Below are 15,131 nucleotides of genomic sequence, written 5' to 3'. Positions count from 1 at the left end.
CGGGCGGCCCCGGATCGGGGTCCGGGGCGCGTACGGCGACATCGACGCGCCCACCGTCCCGGACCCCGATCCGGGACCTCGCGCCGCACACTCCCGGACCTCCCCGGACCTCGCGCCTCACGCCCTGCCCGCGGCAGCCTAGCCGGTGATCTCGAAGCCAGACACCTCCGGCACCGGCGTGACCGTCTCGACCGAGACGTCGCGCACCGCGGCCGCGCCCGGGCCGGCCCACATGCTGTCGAGCATCTCTTCGACCTTGTCGGGCGGGCCGACAATCAGCGCCGAGACCGAGCCGTCGGGGTTGTTGCAGACCCAGCCGCGCAGCCCGAGGTTTTCGGCCTGTCCCTGCGTCCAGGCGCGGAACGCCACGCCCTGCACCCGGCCCATCACCCGGGCCCGCCTGGCAATCTGCTGCGTCATCTCGGGGCTCTCCGTCATAGTTGCGCGGAAAGCTTGCCACGGATCGACGTCTGGTGAAACCACCCGGGCGGCCTTCGGCGCATCGCCGCCGCGCCAAGCCGCCAAAGGGGCCCCCGCGGCGCCGATTGTCGCGGCTCGGACCACAGATCCAATTGACGATCCGCCCGTTTCACATCATATCCCGATCCATGACAGACCTCGCCCATATTCGCAATTTCTCGATCGTCGCGCATATCGACCACGGGAAATCCACCCTCGCCGACCGGCTGATCCAATCCACCAACACGGTGGCTGAACGGGACATGAAAGAGCAATTGCTCGACGCCATGGATATCGAGCGCGAGCGCGGCATCACCATCAAGGCCAACACCGTGCGGATCGATTACATCGCCCGCAATGGCGAGGCCTATGTGCTCAACCTGATCGACACCCCCGGCCACGTCGACTTTGCCTATGAGGTGTCCCGCTCGATGCGCGCCGTCGAGGGCTCGTTGCTGGTTGTCGATTCGACCCAGGGCGTCGAGGCGCAGACCCTGGCCAATGTCTATCAGGCGATCGATGCCGACCACGAGATCGTGCCGGTGCTCAACAAGATCGACCTGCCGGCCGCCGATTGCGACCGGGTGGCCGAGCAGATCGAGGATGTGATCGGCATCGACGCCTCCGAGGCGGTGCAGGTCTCGGCCAAGACCGGCATCGGCATCGAGGACACGCTCGAGGCCATCGTGCACCGCCTGCCCGCGCCGCAGGGCGACCGCGACCAGCCGCTCAAGGCGATGCTGGTGGACAGCTGGTACGACCCCTATCTCGGCGTTGTCGTGCTGGTGCGGATCATGGATGGCGTGCTGAAAAAGGGCGACCAGATCAAGATGATGCAGACCGGCGCGAAATACGGCGTCGACCGGATCGGCGTCTTCCGCCCCGCGATGACCAAGGTCGACGAGCTGGGGCCGGGCGAGATCGGTTTCATCACCGCCTCGATCAAGCAGGTGCGCGACACCAAGGTCGGCGACACCATCACCCACGAGAAGAAGGGCGCCGAAAAGCCCCTGCCCGGCTTTGCGCCGTCGCAGCCGGTGGTGTTCTGCGGCCTGTTCCCGGTGGATTCGGCGGAATTCGAGGATCTGCGCGACGCGATCGAGAAACTGGCGCTCAACGACGCCTCCTTCAGCTACGAGATGGAGACCTCGGCGGCGCTGGGCTTCGGCTTCCGCTGCGGCTTTCTCGGGCTGTTGCACCTCGAGGTGATCCGCGACCGGATCGAGCGCGAGTATGACATCGAGCTGATCACCACCGCGCCCTCGGTGATCTATCACGTCTACATGAAAGACGGCGCGATGACCGAGTTGCACAACCCGGCCGACATGCCCGACCCCTCGACCGTCGATCACCTGGACGAGCCGCGGATCAAGGCCACCATCCTGGTGCCGGACGAGTTCCTGGGCGACGTGCTCAAGCTCTGCCAGGACCGCCGCGGCATCCAGCTGGACCTGACCTATGCCGGCAGCCGCGCCATGGTGGTCTATGACCTGCCGCTGAACGAGGTGGTGTTCGACTTCTACGACCGGCTGAAATCGGTGACCAAGGGCTATGCCTCCTTCGATTACCAGATCACCGACTACCGCGAGGACAACCTCGTCAAGATGCAGGTTCTGGTGAATGACGAGCCGGTGGATGCGCTCTCGACCATGGTGCACCGCGACCGCGCCGAGATGCGTGGCCGGGCGATGTGCGAGAAGCTGAAAGAGCTGATCCCGCGCCACATGTTCAAGATCCCGATCCAGGCAGCCATCGGCGGCAAGGTCATCGCCCGCGAGACTCTTTCGGCGCTGCGCAAGGACGTGACGGCGAAATGTTACGGCGGCGACGCGACGCGGAAGAAGAAGCTGCTCGAGAAGCAGAAGGCCGGCAAGAAGAAGATGCGCCAGTTCGGCAAGGTGGATATCCCGCAGGAAGCGTTTATTAGCGCTCTAAAAATGGACGGGTGATTCCAATTTTAAGGCAGTCGCACGCCAATCAATGCGGCGGTAGCGTGCGATTGTTTGTGGCCTCATAGCGAAGCGATTAAGGCATGTTTTGCGGATGCGGGAGTATCCTCCTGCCGCCCCAAAACTAACTAAGACTCCGGCAACGCTCTTAAGATCACAAATGGAGCGTCCGGACCTCTGCCAATCAAGACTTCGCTATTCTCAAAACTAAATTTCTGAATCTCCTTGCTACCAATGGCCTGAAAATTTGCCTCGACTCCTTCATACTCGGTGGGAGTTATGTTTGTGATATATCCAGAAAGATTAATCTCCCGCCCATCAGAGCGGTACACTTCTGCATCCTCAAACGCTTCGAGAGTAATAGGACCTCTTTGCGAAGGAGGCTCGCCGCTTTCATCGCAAAGGGCAATTACCCTTTGCGGAATATCTACTGGAACTTTGTCGGACTTCCCGCTGTTACAGTAACGGATTTCAACCATACCCTCCGCAAAATAAATCCCGGTCACTCGGGCAAACCGCGCCGGCACTGACCTGTTGTCGGCCACAACCTCGTTTATTTCGAAAGGGCCACTTACGCTCCCCTCTTGGGATTGCGCAACCAAACCGGAAATCGGCAAGAACAACAAGCCTACTGAAAGTAAGCTCCTGATGTGTAAACCGCTTCTCTTGGAATTCGAAATATCCATCTGTCTTTCTCCGAGCCATTATCGCCATATATGTAATAGGCGTCTTTGGTTGAGATTATTAAACGTCCTAACGCAGGTACGTCCGAGAACGGTTCTTCAAACTTAACTTTCCCCGGCTTTCTTATATTCGTGCCATCTATATTTGAAATGTCGACGTAATATGAAGGCATCGTTGCCAAAGACTTTTTGGCAGCAACCCTTCCTGAATCGTAGGCCGAAAATACAGATGTCACCAAAATCAAAACCAATGAACCGCCGGAAACCCAGAGCAAACCAGTTATGATATTTCCGGCTCCTTTATCGAAAAGGTATAAGGCGTAAATAGCCACGGCCGCGACGACCACTCCGATCACCTTCTCGGAAATCGAAAATATCGGCACAATGGCACTTCCCGCAATGTGCTCAAGAGGCAGACCTAGCTCTACTAAGTGAATTCCAAAGTAATCATAGTATCCAGTTAAATATTGCGTACCGGCAGCATAGGAAAGCGCAAAAACAATAGTGAAGAAGACTGCAAATGACTGCGCCATATCAACGCCCACAAAAAATCGTGACCATAGTACTAGGCGTTAGGACCTATTTCAAGCTACTGCTATCATTGCCTGTGTAGGACAGCGATATTTTCTCATAAGTTGTTCTAATTTCACGAACAATCTATGGGATGTGTTCTCCTACTCACCACTAGCTATTGTAGCGTGTGGCGCATAAAACCACTCCCTCACCCGCAATCGTGACCCCCCATCCCTCCTCAATCATGCTACCCTCCCGCACACAACCTCGGGGGAGACACACCATGAAACACCTCATCACCGCCGCCCTGCTGGCGTTTTTCGCCAGCCCCGCCGTCGCCTTCCAATGTCCGGCCGACATGGCCGCCATCGACGCCGCGCTGAAGACCGCCAGCCTCAGCGCCACCGACCTCGCGCGCGTCAAGCAGCTCCGTGCCGATGGCGAGGCGCTGCACCGGTCAGGCAGCCATCAGGCCTCGGTCGATGCCCTGGCCGAGGCACGGGCATTGCTCGGGATCTGAGAAAGTTCGGGACGCGGCCGCGGGGCGCGCTAGAGTCCGGCGCAGAGGTCAAACGGAGGAACCAAACATGTCACATGTCTATCCCGTCACCGAAGTCTACGGCTCGTCCAGCGAGAGCATCGACGATGCCGTGAAACAGGCGATCCGCACCGCCAGCCAGAGCCTGCGCCATGTCGAATGGTTCGAGGTCACCGACATCCGCGGCCATGTGGCCGACGGCGAGGTGGCGCATTTTCAGGTGGGCGTGAAGCTCGGCTTCCGGCTCGAGCGCGACGGCGCCTAGGGAATCGACCGTTCCACGACGCGGCCTGCCGATTGCAGGTCGCGTCCGGCGCCCCGGACCGTCTCGCAGCCGGCGAGCGCGATCAAAGTCACCCCGGCAATCACCAATTTCCACATGCTCCGGCCTCCTGCGGGTTTTGCCCGACAGGCCATAACGCGATGCGCGCGCGTTGAAAAGCCGGCCTTGCCCCTCATGGCGCAATGTCGCGCAAAAGGCCCCGGGTGCAGCGCTCGATCAGCGCCAGCGCCCCGTCGAAATCGCCGGTGAAATAGGGATCGGGCACGTGATCCTCGGGGCCCTCGGCGTAATCGGTCAAGAGCCGCACCGGCGTGTCCGACCCGCCGCGCAGCGCCTCGATGGCATCGAGGTTGTCGGCGTCCATCGCGATGATCAGGTCGAAATCGTCGAAATCCGCCGGCGTGACCTGACGCGCGCGCAGCCGGCTCAGGTCATACCCCCGGGCCCGGGCCGCCGCCTGCATCGGCCGATGCGGCGGGTGGCCCTGGTGCCAATCGCCGGTGCCGGCGCTGTCGAACCGCAGGTCGCGCCCGCCGGCCAGGGCCCGCGCCACACCTTCGGCGGCGGGCGAGCGGCAGATATTGCCGAGACAGACGAAGAGGATGCGGGTGGTCATATGCCTGCGCCTTTGCCAGTATCGCCCCGGGTGTAGCGCGCCCCGCCAGGCGGGGCAATCGACAGCGGCAGGGGGCCGGCATGGGCAGGATCGTCATTCTCACCGGCGCGGGCATTTCGGCCGAAAGCGGGCTGGGCACCTTTCGCGACGAAGGCGGGCTCTGGGCGCGGCACCGGATCGAGGATGTCGCCACCCCGGAGGGCTTTGCCCGCGATCCGGCGCTGGTCCACCGCTTCTACAACATCCGGCGCGCCCAGGCCGCCGCCGCCCGGCCCAATGCCGCCCATGCGGCGCTGGCGCGGCTCGAGGCCGAGAGCAGCGACGTGGTGACCCTCGTCACCCAGAACGTCGACGACCTGCACCGCCGGGCCGGCTCGCATCACGTGTTGCAGATGCACGGCCGGCTGGCGGGCGCGCTCTGCGATGTCTGTGGTCACCAATGGGAGGCGCCGCCCGAGATGGACGAGGAAACCCCCTGCCCGGCCTGTCACCGGGCCGCGGCGCGGCCCGATGTGGTCTGGTTCGGCGAATATCCCCATTACATGGAGGAAATCGCGGCGCTGCTGGCCGAGGCCCGGATATTTGCCGCGATCGGCACCTCGGGGCAGGTCTACCCGGCGGCGGCCTTTGTCGAGGATGCGCGCGCCGCCGGGGCCGAGACGGTGGAGCTGAGCCTCGAGCCCACCGCCGTCTCGCATCTGTTCGATCATTGCCATAGCGGGCCGGCGACCGAGACCGTGCCCCGCTGGGTCGAGAGCCTGCTGGGCTAGCGCCCGGCGGCCGGTCCGACGCCCGAAAGGGGTTAATGCCCCGTCTTGCCGTGATCCGTCTGCTGACGCTCCAGATCGACCGGGATTGCCACTTCGATCTCGCCGGCCCGTTCGAAGGTCAGCGTCACGGTGACGGTGGCGCCCTGCTCGAACGGTGCGGCGAGCCCCATGAACATGACGTGATCGCCGCCCCGCGCCAGCGCATGGCTGCCACCCGCCGGGATGGCAAAGCCCGCCTCGACGTGCGTCATCTTCATCACGCCATCGCCCATGTCCCTGTGGCTGTGCAGCTCGACCCGCGCGGCGGCGTCCGAGCGGATGTCAATCAAGCGGTCCTCGGCACTTCCCTGGTTGTGGATCACCATGAAGGCCGCCCCGGCGCGGGCGTTCGACGCGCGGGCATAGGCGTCTTCGATCAGGATATCCTCTGCCAGCGCCGGGCCGGCCAGAAGGGTTGCGGCAAGCGCCGCGGAAAAACGGGTCAGGGTCATCTGAACCTCCGGAATTTGGGTGTGAGTCATTGGCGAATGGGTCACACCCGGACCGGCGGCCCCCGGGCGCAGGGCGCCGGCTGCACGCGTCCCGCCTCGGCCGTGCCGGGGCTGCGCGCCCGCCCCTGCCGGGTGAAGGCCCGGGCCAGCTCCTCGGGCGTTGCGGCCGGGGCGGCGTCAAACAGCGACAGCGCGCAATCGGGGCAGATGTGCATCGGGCCAACCGGCGCGCCGGTCTCGTCCACCAGCACCCTCAGCGGCCCCGCCCCGGTGCAGAGCACCATTACGCCGACCGGTGGTGGCGCCCCGCGGGCGACCGCCATGCTCTGGCCGGTGAGGCCGAGCAGCAGGGCCAGCAGCAGGCCGGCAAAGGGGCGAGGTTGCGCGCGCATGCGGCCGGGGTAAGCGATTTCCCCGCCGGCTCCAAGAGGCGTTGGTGTCGCTCGCGCGGCATCACCACTTGGTGAGGGGGGCTATTGCGACGGCCGGCGCGCGGGCATGCTTGGCCGGCACCGTTTTCGGAGAACTCGCCATGCTGACCAGACGAACCCTCTTTACCGCCCTGGCCGCCGCGCCGCTTTTGCCCCGTGTTGCGCTGGCCCGCGAGCCCGAGGTCTTTCAGACCGGGGGCGTCGCCATCAATGGCGCCGATCCGGTGGCCTATTTCACCACCGGCGGGCCGGTGCTCGCCGAAGGTCGCTTTACCGCCGACTGGAACGGCGCGACCTGGCACTTCGCGCGCGCCGAGGACCGCAACGCCTTTGCTGCCGAGCCGGCACGCTACGCGCCGCAATTCGGCGGCTACTGCGCCTTTGCCGCCTCGCGCGGCTATCTCGCGCCCACCATCCCCGAAGCCTGGACGGTCTACGAAGGCCGGCTCTATCTCAACGCCAACCTGCGCGCCCGAGAGCTCTGGCTGGAGGATGTGCCGGGCAATATCGCCAAGGGACGGGCCAACTGGCCGGGCATCCTCGGCTGAGGCGGTCCCAGCCGCCGCCAATCACCGCGCGCCGCCCCCGGCGCCGGTCGCCTATTGCCAGGCCTGCTCGCCCGGAGGCGAGACGATGAGGTGACGGGCGTTGCGGGTGCGCAGGGTGCTTTCGACGTGAAAATCCAGCAGCTCGCCCAACAGCGCCTGCTTGTCCGCCGCATGCGCCGGATCGTCCCAGAGATTCACCCGCTCGCCGGGATCGGCCACCAGATCAAAGAGCTGGCCCGCCTCCGAGCCGTTGAAATGCACCAGCTTGTGGGTGGTCGAGCGGACCATGGTGAGATAGCTCGCGCCGGTCATGTTCACATCGCCGGCCTGTTCGCAGAAAACATGGCTGCGGCCGTCAAAGGGCTTGCCCTCCAGCACCGGGTTCAGGCTTTCGGCCTCGAAACTGGCATCCGGCGTCACCCCGGCCCATTCCAGGATCGTCGGTCCGAGATCGAAGAGCTGCACCATCTCGGACACGCTGCGCCCGCCCTCGAAACGGCCCGGCGCCGAGACGATCATCGGCACCCGGGTCACCGCGTCATAAGGCGCCCATTTCTGGCTCAACCCGTGATCGCCCAGATTGTCGCCGTGGTCCGAGGTGAAGATGACGATGGTATTGTCCATGTTGCCGCGAGCCTCGAGCGCATCGAGGATATGGCCGACCTGGGTGTCGATCATCTCCATGTTGGCATAATAATAGGCCCGCATGCGCTTGAGCTCTTCTTGCGTGGGCTTCAGTTTCCACGCCACGCTGTCATGGTCGACCTCGACGTCGTGCTGGCGTTTCTCGATCCAGGGCGCGGCCAGCGCGGCCAGCTCCTCGTCCGAAACCTCGGGCAGCGGCACGTCGCGCGCCATGTATTTCTCGGCCATCTCCGGCGTCGGGTCATAGGGCGGATGCGGTCCGGGGAACCCGATGGTGAGAAACAGCGGCTTGTCCACCGGCTTGGTCTCCAGCCACCAGCATGTGGTCTCGCCGATGAAATTGTCCGATTGCAGCGCCGCCGGCAGATCCCAGGTAAAGGCACCGAGGCGGTCCTTGTAATCGGGACGTTTGCGGTAGGTCTCGCGCTGCTGCTTTTTCAGCCCGTGCGAGGCCAGCGCCTTGTCCCATTCGTCGAAGAACCACCGGCCCTCCATGTAGCGGTCCTTGTTCTCGACCACGTAGCGTTCGTGGAAGCCGGCCTTGGCGTCATAGGGAATGGTGTGCATCTTGCCGATATTGACGCAGTGATAGCCGGCCCGCGCCAGATCGCTGACCCAGGTGCGGCTCCAGGGCTGGCCATTGGCCAGCACGCCATTGGTGTGCGGGTAATAGCCGGTAAAGAGCGAGGCCCGGCACGGTACGCAGGAAGGCGCAGTGACATGGCATTGTTCGAAGCTGACGCCGGTGGTCACCAGCCGGTCGATGTTGGGCGTGTCCATATGGGAGGCGCCCAGCGCGGCGATGGTGTCATACCGCTGCTGATCGGTGATGATGAAGACGATGTCGGGCTTCGGAGCTGTCATGGTCGGCTTTCAGAGTTTGAGGGTGTAGAAACGGTCGGCCAGCACGTCGAGATGGCTTTGCATCGCGGTGCGGGCGGCGTCGGAGGCGCCGCGCTCGATGGCGCGCAGGATCACCCGGTGATCCTCGGCCGAACGGCGGCGGTTGTCGGGATGGCGGGTCTGGTCGTACCAAAAGGCCCACATCTCGCTCTCGCGCATCCGCCAGAGATGGCCGACAAAGCCGGCCAGCACGTCATTGCCGGCGGCCTGGGCGATGAGATCGTGGAACTTGGCATCGGCGGCGTCGAAGGCGGCGACATTGTCGATGTTGGCGGCAAGCTCGTCATTGGTCCTGGCCATCAGCGCGATCTGCTCGGGTGTCGCATGGGCGGCGGCCAGCGCGGCGGTCTCGGCCTCGATCAGACGGCGGGCGGCCAGCACCGCCGAGGGCGGTGCGGCATCGGGCTCGTAGATCGGCGCCGCGCCACGAGAGGCCGCATCGCGCACGAAGACGCCGGCGCCGACGCGAATCTCGATCATCTGCATGATCTCCAGCGCCAGCAGCGCCTCGCGCACCGTGGTGCGGCTTACGTCGAGGGTCTGCGCCAGCTTGCGTTCCGGCGGCAGGCGTTCGCCGGCGGCATATTCGCCCTTTTCGATTTCCCCCGCCAAGTGGCGGGCAATCTCGAGATACCGGCGGCTTCCGGTTGGCAGGTTCAGGAAATTCACGACGGTTCCTCCGCTTGCTTGGCCCGCGCCCGGGCGCCCAGGCGCGCCGCGATATAAGGCCAGATCACCGTGATCAAGGCCAGCGCCAGGAACAGCAGCGCATAGGGCCGCGTCAGGAACTCTGCCAGGTTGCCGTCGGACATCATCAACGAGGCGCGCAGCTGTTCTTCGGCGATGGGCGAAAGCACGAAGCCGATGACAAAGGGCCCGAGCGGCACCCGGCAATATTCCAGCCCCAGCCCGACAAGACCAAAGCCGATCATCACCCAGACATCCGAGAAGCTGGAGTTCACCGCATAGGATCCGGTGACGCAGAACACCAGGATCACCGCCATCAGCCCCGAGCGCGGCAGTTGCACGATACGGGCAATGTAGCGCACCGCGCCCCACATCAGCATCAGCATCAGCACATTGGCCACCAGGTAGGCGGCGATGATGCCATAGGCGATCTCGGGCGCGTTCTGGAACAGCAAAGGCCCCGGTTGCAGATTGTGGATGGTCAGCGCGCCGATCAGGATCGCCTCGGTCACCGAGCCGGGAATGCCCATGGTGATCAGCGGGATGAGCGCGCCGCCGATAGAGGCATTGTTGGCGCTTTCGGCGGCCACAACGCCGGGCTCGTGCCCGGTGCCGAACTTCTCGGGCTCTTTCGAGAGCTGCTTTTCGGTGGAATAGGACACCAGCGCGGCGATATTTGCGCCGATGCCGGGCAGCAGGCCGATCCAGGTGCCGATGACCGAGCCGCGCAGCAGTTTGGGTGCATAGCCGAGATCGCTGCGATAGATCGGCAGCTTGGACTTGGGCATGTCCATCCTGCCGTTTTCCTGCGGGGTGGCGGCATCGCGCAGGATCTGGCTGATCGCAAAGGCTCCGATCAGCACCGGCAAGAGCCCGAAGCCCGACAGCATGGCGCTCGAGCCGAAGGTGAGCCGCGCCTGCCCGATCGAACTGTCGATACCGGGCAGCGCAAAGGCCATGCCCAGCGCGGCGGCCATCAGCCCCTTGACCATCGAGCCTTGCGACAGCACCGCCAGCATCACCAGCGCCATCAGCACCAGGGTGAAGTATTCCCAGGGTCCGAATTGCAGGGCAAAGCGCGCGAGCGCCGGAGACATGCCGGCGAGGAACCCCCAGGAGATGATGCCGCCTACCACCGAGGCCATGATGCCCAGCGCAAGGGCACGTTCGGCAAAACCGTTCTGCGCCATCGGATAGCCGTCGAAGGTGGTGACGATCGAGGCCGGTGTGCCGGGCATCCTCAGCAGGATCGCGGTGATCAGCCCGCCCGAAATGCCGCCGACATATTCGCCGATCAGCAGGGTCACCGCGCTCACCGGATTCATGTGGAAGGTGAGCGGCAGGGTCAGGGCGATCAGCATCGAGGCGGTGAGGCCCGGAATGGCGCCGACGACGATGCCGAGACCGGTGCCGATGGCCAGAAACAGCAGGTTTTGCCACTCAGCGAGGGCGAGGAAGGCGTCAAGCATGGGTCAGCCGATCGAGATATAGAGAAAGCGTTCGAGGATCGTCGAGATCGCCAGCGACAGCACCAGACCGACGGCGGCAAAAACCGCCAGGTTCACCCAGCTGCGCGCGCCGATGACGAGGCCGGTGGCGGTCACGAAGACGGTGGTCGCGGGCACGAAGGGCATGCGGCCGAAATCGAGCGCGGCGACATAAAGCACCAGGGCGACGAAGACCAGCGCGCCGCGCCGCGGATCGGCACCGGAGGATGCCGCCGCACTGGCCTGCCCGGCGCGCAGACGCAGCAGGGCGCGGATCACCAGGATCACCGCGAAAAAGATCAGCAGCGTCCCGAGGATGCGCGGCAGCGCCGCCGATCCCAGCGGCTCGAAACGCGGCGGCGGCAGTTCGGCCGCACCGATGAACAATAGCGCCGCCCCCGCCGCCACCAGTGCGGCGAGAATGACGTCGGCGATGGTCTGGCGTGTCGCGTCGCGCAAGGCTCGGCCTCCCCTCTCAGGCATCGCGCCGGCGGGCCACAGCCCGGCCCGCCGGCGCGGGGATCAGTTGATCGTGGCCGCCACGGCCTTCAACGCCTCGAGCTGCTTTTCGGCATCGGCCATGGCCGCGTCTCCGGGCGTCCAATAGGGCTCGAGCGTGTTGTTGCGGAAATACTCGACGATCTCGGGATCGTTGATTGCCGCTTCCAGCGCCGATGCCAGCTCGGCCACATGGGCATCCGGGGTCGAGGCCGGCGCCAGCCACCAGTTCGGGTTGGCCCAGCTTACATCATAGCCCAGCTCGGTCGCGGTCGGCACATCGGGCATGTCGGGCAGACGCTCGCGCCCGAAATAGACCAGCGCTTTCAGCCCCTCGCCCTGGGCGAGATATTCCGACGCGGCAAAGAGCGCGATATCCGCATTTCCACCCAGCACCAGCCGCAGCCGGTCGGCCCCGGAATTGGCGGTGACGTAGCGGGTCTCGAAGCCGGCTTCATTGGCCAGCATGGCACCAACGAAATGCGGAATGGTGCCGATGCCCACCGCCTCGACCAGACTGCGCGGATTTTCCTTGAGATGCGCGATCAGGTCTTCGAGCGTGTCGAATTCGCTGTCCTCGCTGACCACCCAGACCGGGCTGCCGCCGCCGGTGTAGCCGATCGACTTGAAATCCTCGAGCCCGAAATCGCCCAGCCCCATCGCCATGGCGATCAGCGCCTGATGGTGCCAATGCACGATTGTGTGGCCATCGTCATCACCCCGGCGCATCCGGTTGACGGCATTGGCCCCGGCCCCGCCATCGGCATTGACCACCGCCATCGGCTGGCTCAGCAGGCCCTTTTCCTGGATCTTGTCGCCGATCAGACGGGCCACCACATCGGTCCGACCGCCGGGCTTGAACGGCACGATGACCTCGAGCGGCTTGGCGGGGAAATCCTGCGCCTGGGCCGCGCCGGCGCCAATTGGTCCAACCGGAAGGGCCAAAGCTGCGGCACCCAGCCCCAAGATCGCAATGAATTTTCGTGTATTAAGCAATATTCCGTCCTCCCACATTGAAAATGTGCCAATTTATGGCATATTGGACCAACCGATATAGGGAAAACCTCAAATTGTCCAGACCAATATCCGACACCACCGAAAAACCGAACATCCTGCTGGTGATGACCGATCAGCATGCGGCCCGGGCGCTTGGCGCGGCGGGGGACCCGGCGGCGCAGACGCCGGCCCTCGATGCGCTGGCTGCGCGCGGCACAAGGTTCAGCAACGCCTATTGCCCTGCCCCGCTCTGCGTGCCCTCGCGCATGGCTTTTCTCACCGGGCTCGAGCCGCATGTCTCGGGCGTGCGCAGCAACGACGATTTCCTGCCCTCCGACATCCCAACCCTTGCCCATGCCATGGGTGCCGCCGGGTATGACACCCGGCTGATCGGGCGGATGCACTTTTACGGCCCCGATCAGCACCACGGTTTTGGCGCCCGCCCGATCGGCGATATCGGCGCCGGCTGGCCCGGCGCCGCGGCGCCGGATATCGGCGCACTCACCGGGGCGCGCGGCAACCGCGGCGCCGAATTGCCCGGGTCGGGCATGGGCGAGACCTCGTATCAGGCCTATGACCACGCGGTTACCGAAATGGCCGAACGCACGCTGGACGAGGTGATCGCCCGGCGCGATGCCGAAGGCCGGCCGTTCTTTGCGCTGGTCAGCCTGTTCTGCCCGCACCCGCCTTATATCGCCACGCCGGAGGATTACCGGGCGGTTGCGCCCGGGGTCGGCCCGCCGCGCCTGGCTGCACCGGCGACCCGACATCCCGCTCTTGCCGAATGGGCCGAAGCCGGCGCGACGGATACTGTGCCCGAGGATGCCGTGATGCGCAGTCGGGTGGCCTATTACGGGCTGGTGCGGATGATCGACCGTCTGGCGGGGCGAGCGATCGACAAGGTGGCGGCCCGCGCGGACACCCTGGTGATCTATGTCTCGGATCACGGCGAGGCGCTTGGCGAGCGCGGCCTGTGGTGGAAGAGCACCTTTCATGACGAAAGCGCCAAGGTGCCGATGATCCTGGCCGGCCCCGGGATCGAGGCCGGCGCGGTGGATGATCGCGTGGTCAGCCTCTGCGACCTGTCAGCCACGCTGCTGGCGCGCAGCGGCGCCGCGCCCCTGCCCGGCCAGATCGGGCGCGATCTGATGCAGCGGGCCGACTGGCGCAACCAGGTCACCGCCAGCTATTATGGCGGCCTGATGAACATCCGCACCGGCCCGCAACGCCACCGGATGCTGCGCCGCGACCGGTTCAAGCTGTGCTGGTACGATGGCTATGCGCCACAGCTCTTTGACATGCGGGACGACCCGGATGAGCTGACCGACCTCGCAACCCAACGCCCCGAGCTGGTCGCCGAACTCGCCGCCGTGCTGATGCAGGGCTGGGATCCCGCCGCCATTGCCCGCGCGCAAGAGAGGGCGAAGCAACGCAACGCCCTCCTGCGAAGCTGGGTCGGCGCGACCGCCCCGGCGGAACATCTGCGCTGGCGCGATCCGTCACCGGAGCGCAACCGCTATCTCGCCAGCGGGCACTGACCGCCAGAGGTCAATGCGGCGCCGCCGGATCGTCATCGGCGGCAAAAAGATGCGCGCGGGCGGGGTCGAACTCCAGGTCGATGGCTTCGCCGGGCTCGAAAATCCGATCCTCGTCAAAGGCGGCGATGAACTTGGTGCCATCCTTCAGGGTCATGTCGACGACGGTCTCGGTGCCCAGCCGCTCCGACAGGTTGACGGCGCCATGCAGCAGGCCGCGCCCCGGCTCGGTGGCCGAGACATGTTGCGGCCGGATGCCCAGAACCGCGTGCGGCTGGCCATCGATCCGGCCCTTGTGAGCGACGGCAAGCGGCTCCAGCGCCGCGTTCGAGACCCGTGCCTCGCCACCGTCCCGCGCGTCGACCGACACCTCGAGAAAGTTCATCGACGGCGCCCCGAGAAAGCCCGCGACAAAGCGGTTGGCGGGCTCGTGGAACAGCTCCATCGGGGTGCCGACCTGCATGACCTTGCCGTCCTTCAACACCACGATCTTGTCGGCCAGCGTCATCGCCTCGACCTGATCGTGGGTGACATAGACCATCGTCGCGTTCAGGTGCTTGTGCAGCTTGCCGATCTCCATCCGCATGTCCATGCGCAGCGCCGCGTCGAGGTTCGACAGCGGTTCGTCGAACAGGAAAACCTTGGGCTTGCGCACGATGGCGCGGCCGATGGCAACCCGCTGGCGCTGGCCTCCCGAAAGCTGGCTGGGCCGACGGTCGAGCAGATGCTCCATCTGGAGAACCCGGGCGGCCTCGGCCACCTTTTCCTCTTTCTCGGCCTTGGAGGCGCCGGCAATGGTCAGCCCGAACGCCACGTTCTCGCGCACGGTCATATGCGGAAAGATCGCGTAGGACTGGAACACCATGGCGATGCCGCGTTCCTTGGGCGGCAGGTCGTTGACCCTCTGACCGTCGATCTCGAGCGTGCCGGCGGTGATGTCCTCGAGCCCCGAAATCATCCGCAACAGGGTCGACTTGCCACAGCCCGACGGGCCGACGAAAACGGTGAACTCGCCGTCCTCGATCTCCAGATCGACCCCCTTGATGACATAGGCGTTGCCATAGCTCTTGCGAATGTCGGTGAGTTTCAGAGTTGCCAT

19 protein-coding genes are annotated in these 15,131 nt (G+C 64.9%); 6 read left to right on the top strand and 13 right to left on the bottom strand.

What is annotated here, in order from left to right:
• Positions 1–138: 138 nt before the first annotated feature.
• Positions 139–420 (bottom strand): acylphosphatase, encoded by a 282-nt coding sequence (locus PVW49_RS02430; RefSeq protein WP_048530231.1) that lies wholly within the window; start codon positions 418–420, stop codon positions 139–141.
• Between the two features lie 188 nt (positions 421–608).
• Here PVW49_RS02430 and lepA point away from each other — a divergent pair, with 188 nt between their 5' ends.
• Positions 609–2,408, top strand: coding sequence for a translation elongation factor 4 (gene lepA / locus PVW49_RS02425; RefSeq protein WP_274589808.1), 1,800 nt, complete (start codon positions 609–611; stop codon positions 2,406–2,408).
• 128 nt (positions 2,409–2,536) lie between these two features.
• On the opposite strand, the gene PVW49_RS02420 is transcribed toward lepA, so the two are convergent.
• Together PVW49_RS02420 and PVW49_RS02415 are read right to left on the bottom strand one after the other, a co-directional pair.
• On the bottom strand, positions 2,537–3,094 hold the full coding sequence (locus PVW49_RS02420; RefSeq protein ID WP_274589807.1) for a hypothetical protein: 558 nt from the start codon (positions 3,092–3,094) through the stop codon (positions 2,537–2,539).
• The gene (locus PVW49_RS02415) at positions 3,037–3,624 is read right to left on the bottom strand and encodes a hypothetical protein (RefSeq protein ID WP_274589806.1); all 588 of its coding nucleotides are present in this window, start codon (positions 3,622–3,624) and stop codon (positions 3,037–3,039) included. The genes PVW49_RS02420 and PVW49_RS02415 overlap by 58 nt, the downstream gene beginning before the upstream one ends.
• Positions 3,625–3,887: 263 nt before the next feature.
• Between PVW49_RS02415 and PVW49_RS02410 the strand changes: the two genes are divergently transcribed.
• Positions 3,888–4,124: a hypothetical protein gene (locus tag PVW49_RS02410; protein ID WP_074834581.1), complete on the top strand. Its 237-nt coding sequence runs from the start codon at positions 3,888–3,890 to the stop codon at positions 4,122–4,124.
• 67 nt (positions 4,125–4,191) lie between these two features.
• Complete coding sequence (locus PVW49_RS02405) at positions 4,192–4,407, top strand: dodecin (RefSeq protein WP_048530224.1); 216 nt, start codon at positions 4,192–4,194, stop codon at positions 4,405–4,407.
• Here PVW49_RS02405 and PVW49_RS02400 read toward each other — a convergent pair.
• On the bottom strand, positions 4,404–4,523 hold the full coding sequence (locus tag PVW49_RS02400) for an entericidin A/B family lipoprotein (RefSeq protein WP_074834579.1): 120 nt from the start codon (positions 4,521–4,523) through the stop codon (positions 4,404–4,406). The two genes, PVW49_RS02405 and PVW49_RS02400, sit on opposite strands and share 4 nt — an antisense overlap.
• 74 nt (positions 4,524–4,597) lie before the next feature.
• On the bottom strand, positions 4,598–5,041 hold the full coding sequence (locus tag PVW49_RS02395) for a low molecular weight protein-tyrosine-phosphatase (RefSeq protein ID WP_274589805.1): 444 nt from the start codon (positions 5,039–5,041) through the stop codon (positions 4,598–4,600).
• Positions 5,042–5,121: 80 nt separating this feature from the next.
• Between PVW49_RS02395 and PVW49_RS02390 the strand changes: the two genes are divergently transcribed.
• On the top strand, positions 5,122–5,811 hold the full coding sequence (locus PVW49_RS02390; RefSeq protein ID WP_074834576.1) for an NAD-dependent deacylase: 690 nt from the start codon (positions 5,122–5,124) through the stop codon (positions 5,809–5,811).
• A gap of 32 nt (positions 5,812–5,843) precedes the next feature.
• Here PVW49_RS02390 and PVW49_RS02385 read toward each other — a convergent pair whose 3' ends face one another.
• Both PVW49_RS02385 and PVW49_RS02380 read right to left on the bottom strand, forming a co-directional pair.
• Complete coding sequence (locus PVW49_RS02385) at positions 5,844–6,302, bottom strand: copper chaperone PCu(A)C (protein ID WP_074834575.1); 459 nt, start codon at positions 6,300–6,302, stop codon at positions 5,844–5,846.
• A 41-nt stretch (positions 6,303–6,343) separates the two neighbouring features.
• The gene (locus PVW49_RS02380) at positions 6,344–6,694 is read right to left on the bottom strand and encodes a hypothetical protein (RefSeq protein ID WP_274589804.1); all 351 of its coding nucleotides are present in this window, start codon (positions 6,692–6,694) and stop codon (positions 6,344–6,346) included.
• Between the two features lie 140 nt (positions 6,695–6,834).
• On the opposite strand from PVW49_RS02380, the gene PVW49_RS02375 reads away from it, so the two are divergent.
• Positions 6,835–7,281 carry a YHS domain-containing (seleno)protein gene (locus PVW49_RS02375; RefSeq protein WP_274589803.1) on the top strand — a complete coding sequence of 149 codons (447 nt, stop codon included), beginning with the start codon at positions 6,835–6,837 and terminating at the stop codon, positions 7,279–7,281.
• Between the two features lie 51 nt (positions 7,282–7,332).
• On the opposite strand, the gene PVW49_RS02370 is transcribed toward PVW49_RS02375, so the two are convergent.
• The 5 genes from PVW49_RS02370 to PVW49_RS02350 form a co-directional block, all read right to left on the bottom strand.
• Positions 7,333–8,790 carry a sulfatase family protein gene (locus PVW49_RS02370; protein WP_274589802.1) on the bottom strand — a complete coding sequence of 486 codons (1,458 nt, stop codon included), beginning with the start codon at positions 8,788–8,790 and terminating at the stop codon, positions 7,333–7,335.
• A 9-nt stretch (positions 8,791–8,799) separates the two neighbouring features.
• Positions 8,800–9,498 carry a FadR/GntR family transcriptional regulator gene (locus PVW49_RS02365; RefSeq protein ID WP_274589801.1) on the bottom strand — a complete coding sequence of 233 codons (699 nt, stop codon included), beginning with the start codon at positions 9,496–9,498 and terminating at the stop codon, positions 8,800–8,802.
• On the bottom strand, positions 9,495–10,985 hold the full coding sequence (locus PVW49_RS02360) for a tripartite tricarboxylate transporter permease (RefSeq protein ID WP_274589800.1): 1,491 nt from the start codon (positions 10,983–10,985) through the stop codon (positions 9,495–9,497). Before PVW49_RS02360 ends, PVW49_RS02365 begins: the two co-directional genes overlap by 4 nt.
• 3 nt (positions 10,986–10,988) lie before the next feature.
• Positions 10,989–11,462: a tripartite tricarboxylate transporter TctB family protein gene (locus tag PVW49_RS02355; protein WP_274589799.1), complete on the bottom strand. Its 474-nt coding sequence runs from the start codon at positions 11,460–11,462 to the stop codon at positions 10,989–10,991.
• A gap of 63 nt (positions 11,463–11,525) precedes the next feature.
• A complete protein-coding gene (locus PVW49_RS02350; protein WP_274589798.1) occupies positions 11,526–12,446 on the bottom strand; it encodes a Bug family tripartite tricarboxylate transporter substrate binding protein in 921 nt (306 codons plus the stop codon).
• Between the two features lie 125 nt (positions 12,447–12,571).
• On the opposite strand from PVW49_RS02350, the gene PVW49_RS02345 reads away from it, so the two are divergent.
• Positions 12,572–14,035 (top strand): sulfatase-like hydrolase/transferase, encoded by a 1,464-nt coding sequence (locus PVW49_RS02345; RefSeq protein ID WP_274589797.1) that lies wholly within the window; start codon positions 12,572–12,574, stop codon positions 14,033–14,035.
• A 10-nt stretch (positions 14,036–14,045) separates the two neighbouring features.
• On the opposite strand, the gene PVW49_RS02340 is transcribed toward PVW49_RS02345, so the two are convergent.
• Complete coding sequence (locus PVW49_RS02340) at positions 14,046–15,131, bottom strand: ABC transporter ATP-binding protein (protein ID WP_274589796.1); 1,086 nt, start codon at positions 15,129–15,131, stop codon at positions 14,046–14,048.

It is taken from the genome of Marinovum sp. PR37 (assembly GCF_028807375.1).
GTDB lineage: Bacteria > Pseudomonadota > Alphaproteobacteria > Rhodobacterales > Rhodobacteraceae > Marinovum > Marinovum algicola.
Note: the sequence above shows the minus strand (reverse complement) of the source record. Positions and strands in the feature narration are given on the sequence as shown.

Bases quoted from the DNA above. Each gene is read 5' to 3' on its own strand.
- PVW49_RS02430 (WP_048530231.1), bottom strand. From the start codon at position 420: ATGACGCAGCAGATTGCCAGGCGGGCCCGGGTGATGGGCCGGGTGCAG.
- lepA (WP_274589808.1), top strand. From the start codon at position 609: ATGACAGACCTCGCCCATATTCGCAATTTCTCGATCGTCGCGCATATC.
- PVW49_RS02420 (WP_274589807.1), bottom strand. From the start codon at position 3,094: ATGGATATTTCGAATTCCAAGAGAAGCGGTTTACACATCAGGAGCTTA.
- PVW49_RS02415 (WP_274589806.1), bottom strand. From the start codon at position 3,624: ATGGCGCAGTCATTTGCAGTCTTCTTCACTATTGTTTTTGCGCTTTCC.
- PVW49_RS02410 (WP_074834581.1), top strand. From the start codon at position 3,888: ATGAAACACCTCATCACCGCCGCCCTGCTGGCGTTTTTCGCCAGCCCC.
- PVW49_RS02405 (WP_048530224.1), top strand. From the start codon at position 4,192: ATGTCACATGTCTATCCCGTCACCGAAGTCTACGGCTCGTCCAGCGAG.
- PVW49_RS02400 (WP_074834579.1), bottom strand. From the start codon at position 4,523: ATGTGGAAATTGGTGATTGCCGGGGTGACTTTGATCGCGCTCGCCGGC.
- PVW49_RS02395 (WP_274589805.1), bottom strand. From the start codon at position 5,041: ATGACCACCCGCATCCTCTTCGTCTGTCTCGGCAATATCTGCCGCTCG.
- PVW49_RS02390 (WP_074834576.1), top strand. From the start codon at position 5,122: ATGGGCAGGATCGTCATTCTCACCGGCGCGGGCATTTCGGCCGAAAGC.
- PVW49_RS02385 (WP_074834575.1), bottom strand. From the start codon at position 6,302: ATGACCCTGACCCGTTTTTCCGCGGCGCTTGCCGCAACCCTTCTGGCC.
- PVW49_RS02380 (WP_274589804.1), bottom strand. From the start codon at position 6,694: ATGCGCGCGCAACCTCGCCCCTTTGCCGGCCTGCTGCTGGCCCTGCTG.
- PVW49_RS02375 (WP_274589803.1), top strand. From the start codon at position 6,835: ATGCTGACCAGACGAACCCTCTTTACCGCCCTGGCCGCCGCGCCGCTT.
- PVW49_RS02370 (WP_274589802.1), bottom strand. From the start codon at position 8,790: ATGACAGCTCCGAAGCCCGACATCGTCTTCATCATCACCGATCAGCAG.
- PVW49_RS02360 (WP_274589800.1), bottom strand. From the start codon at position 10,985: ATGCTTGACGCCTTCCTCGCCCTCGCTGAGTGGCAAAACCTGCTGTTT.
- PVW49_RS02340 (WP_274589796.1), bottom strand. From the start codon at position 15,131: ATGGCAACTCTGAAACTCACCGACATTCGCAAGAGCTATGGCAACGCC.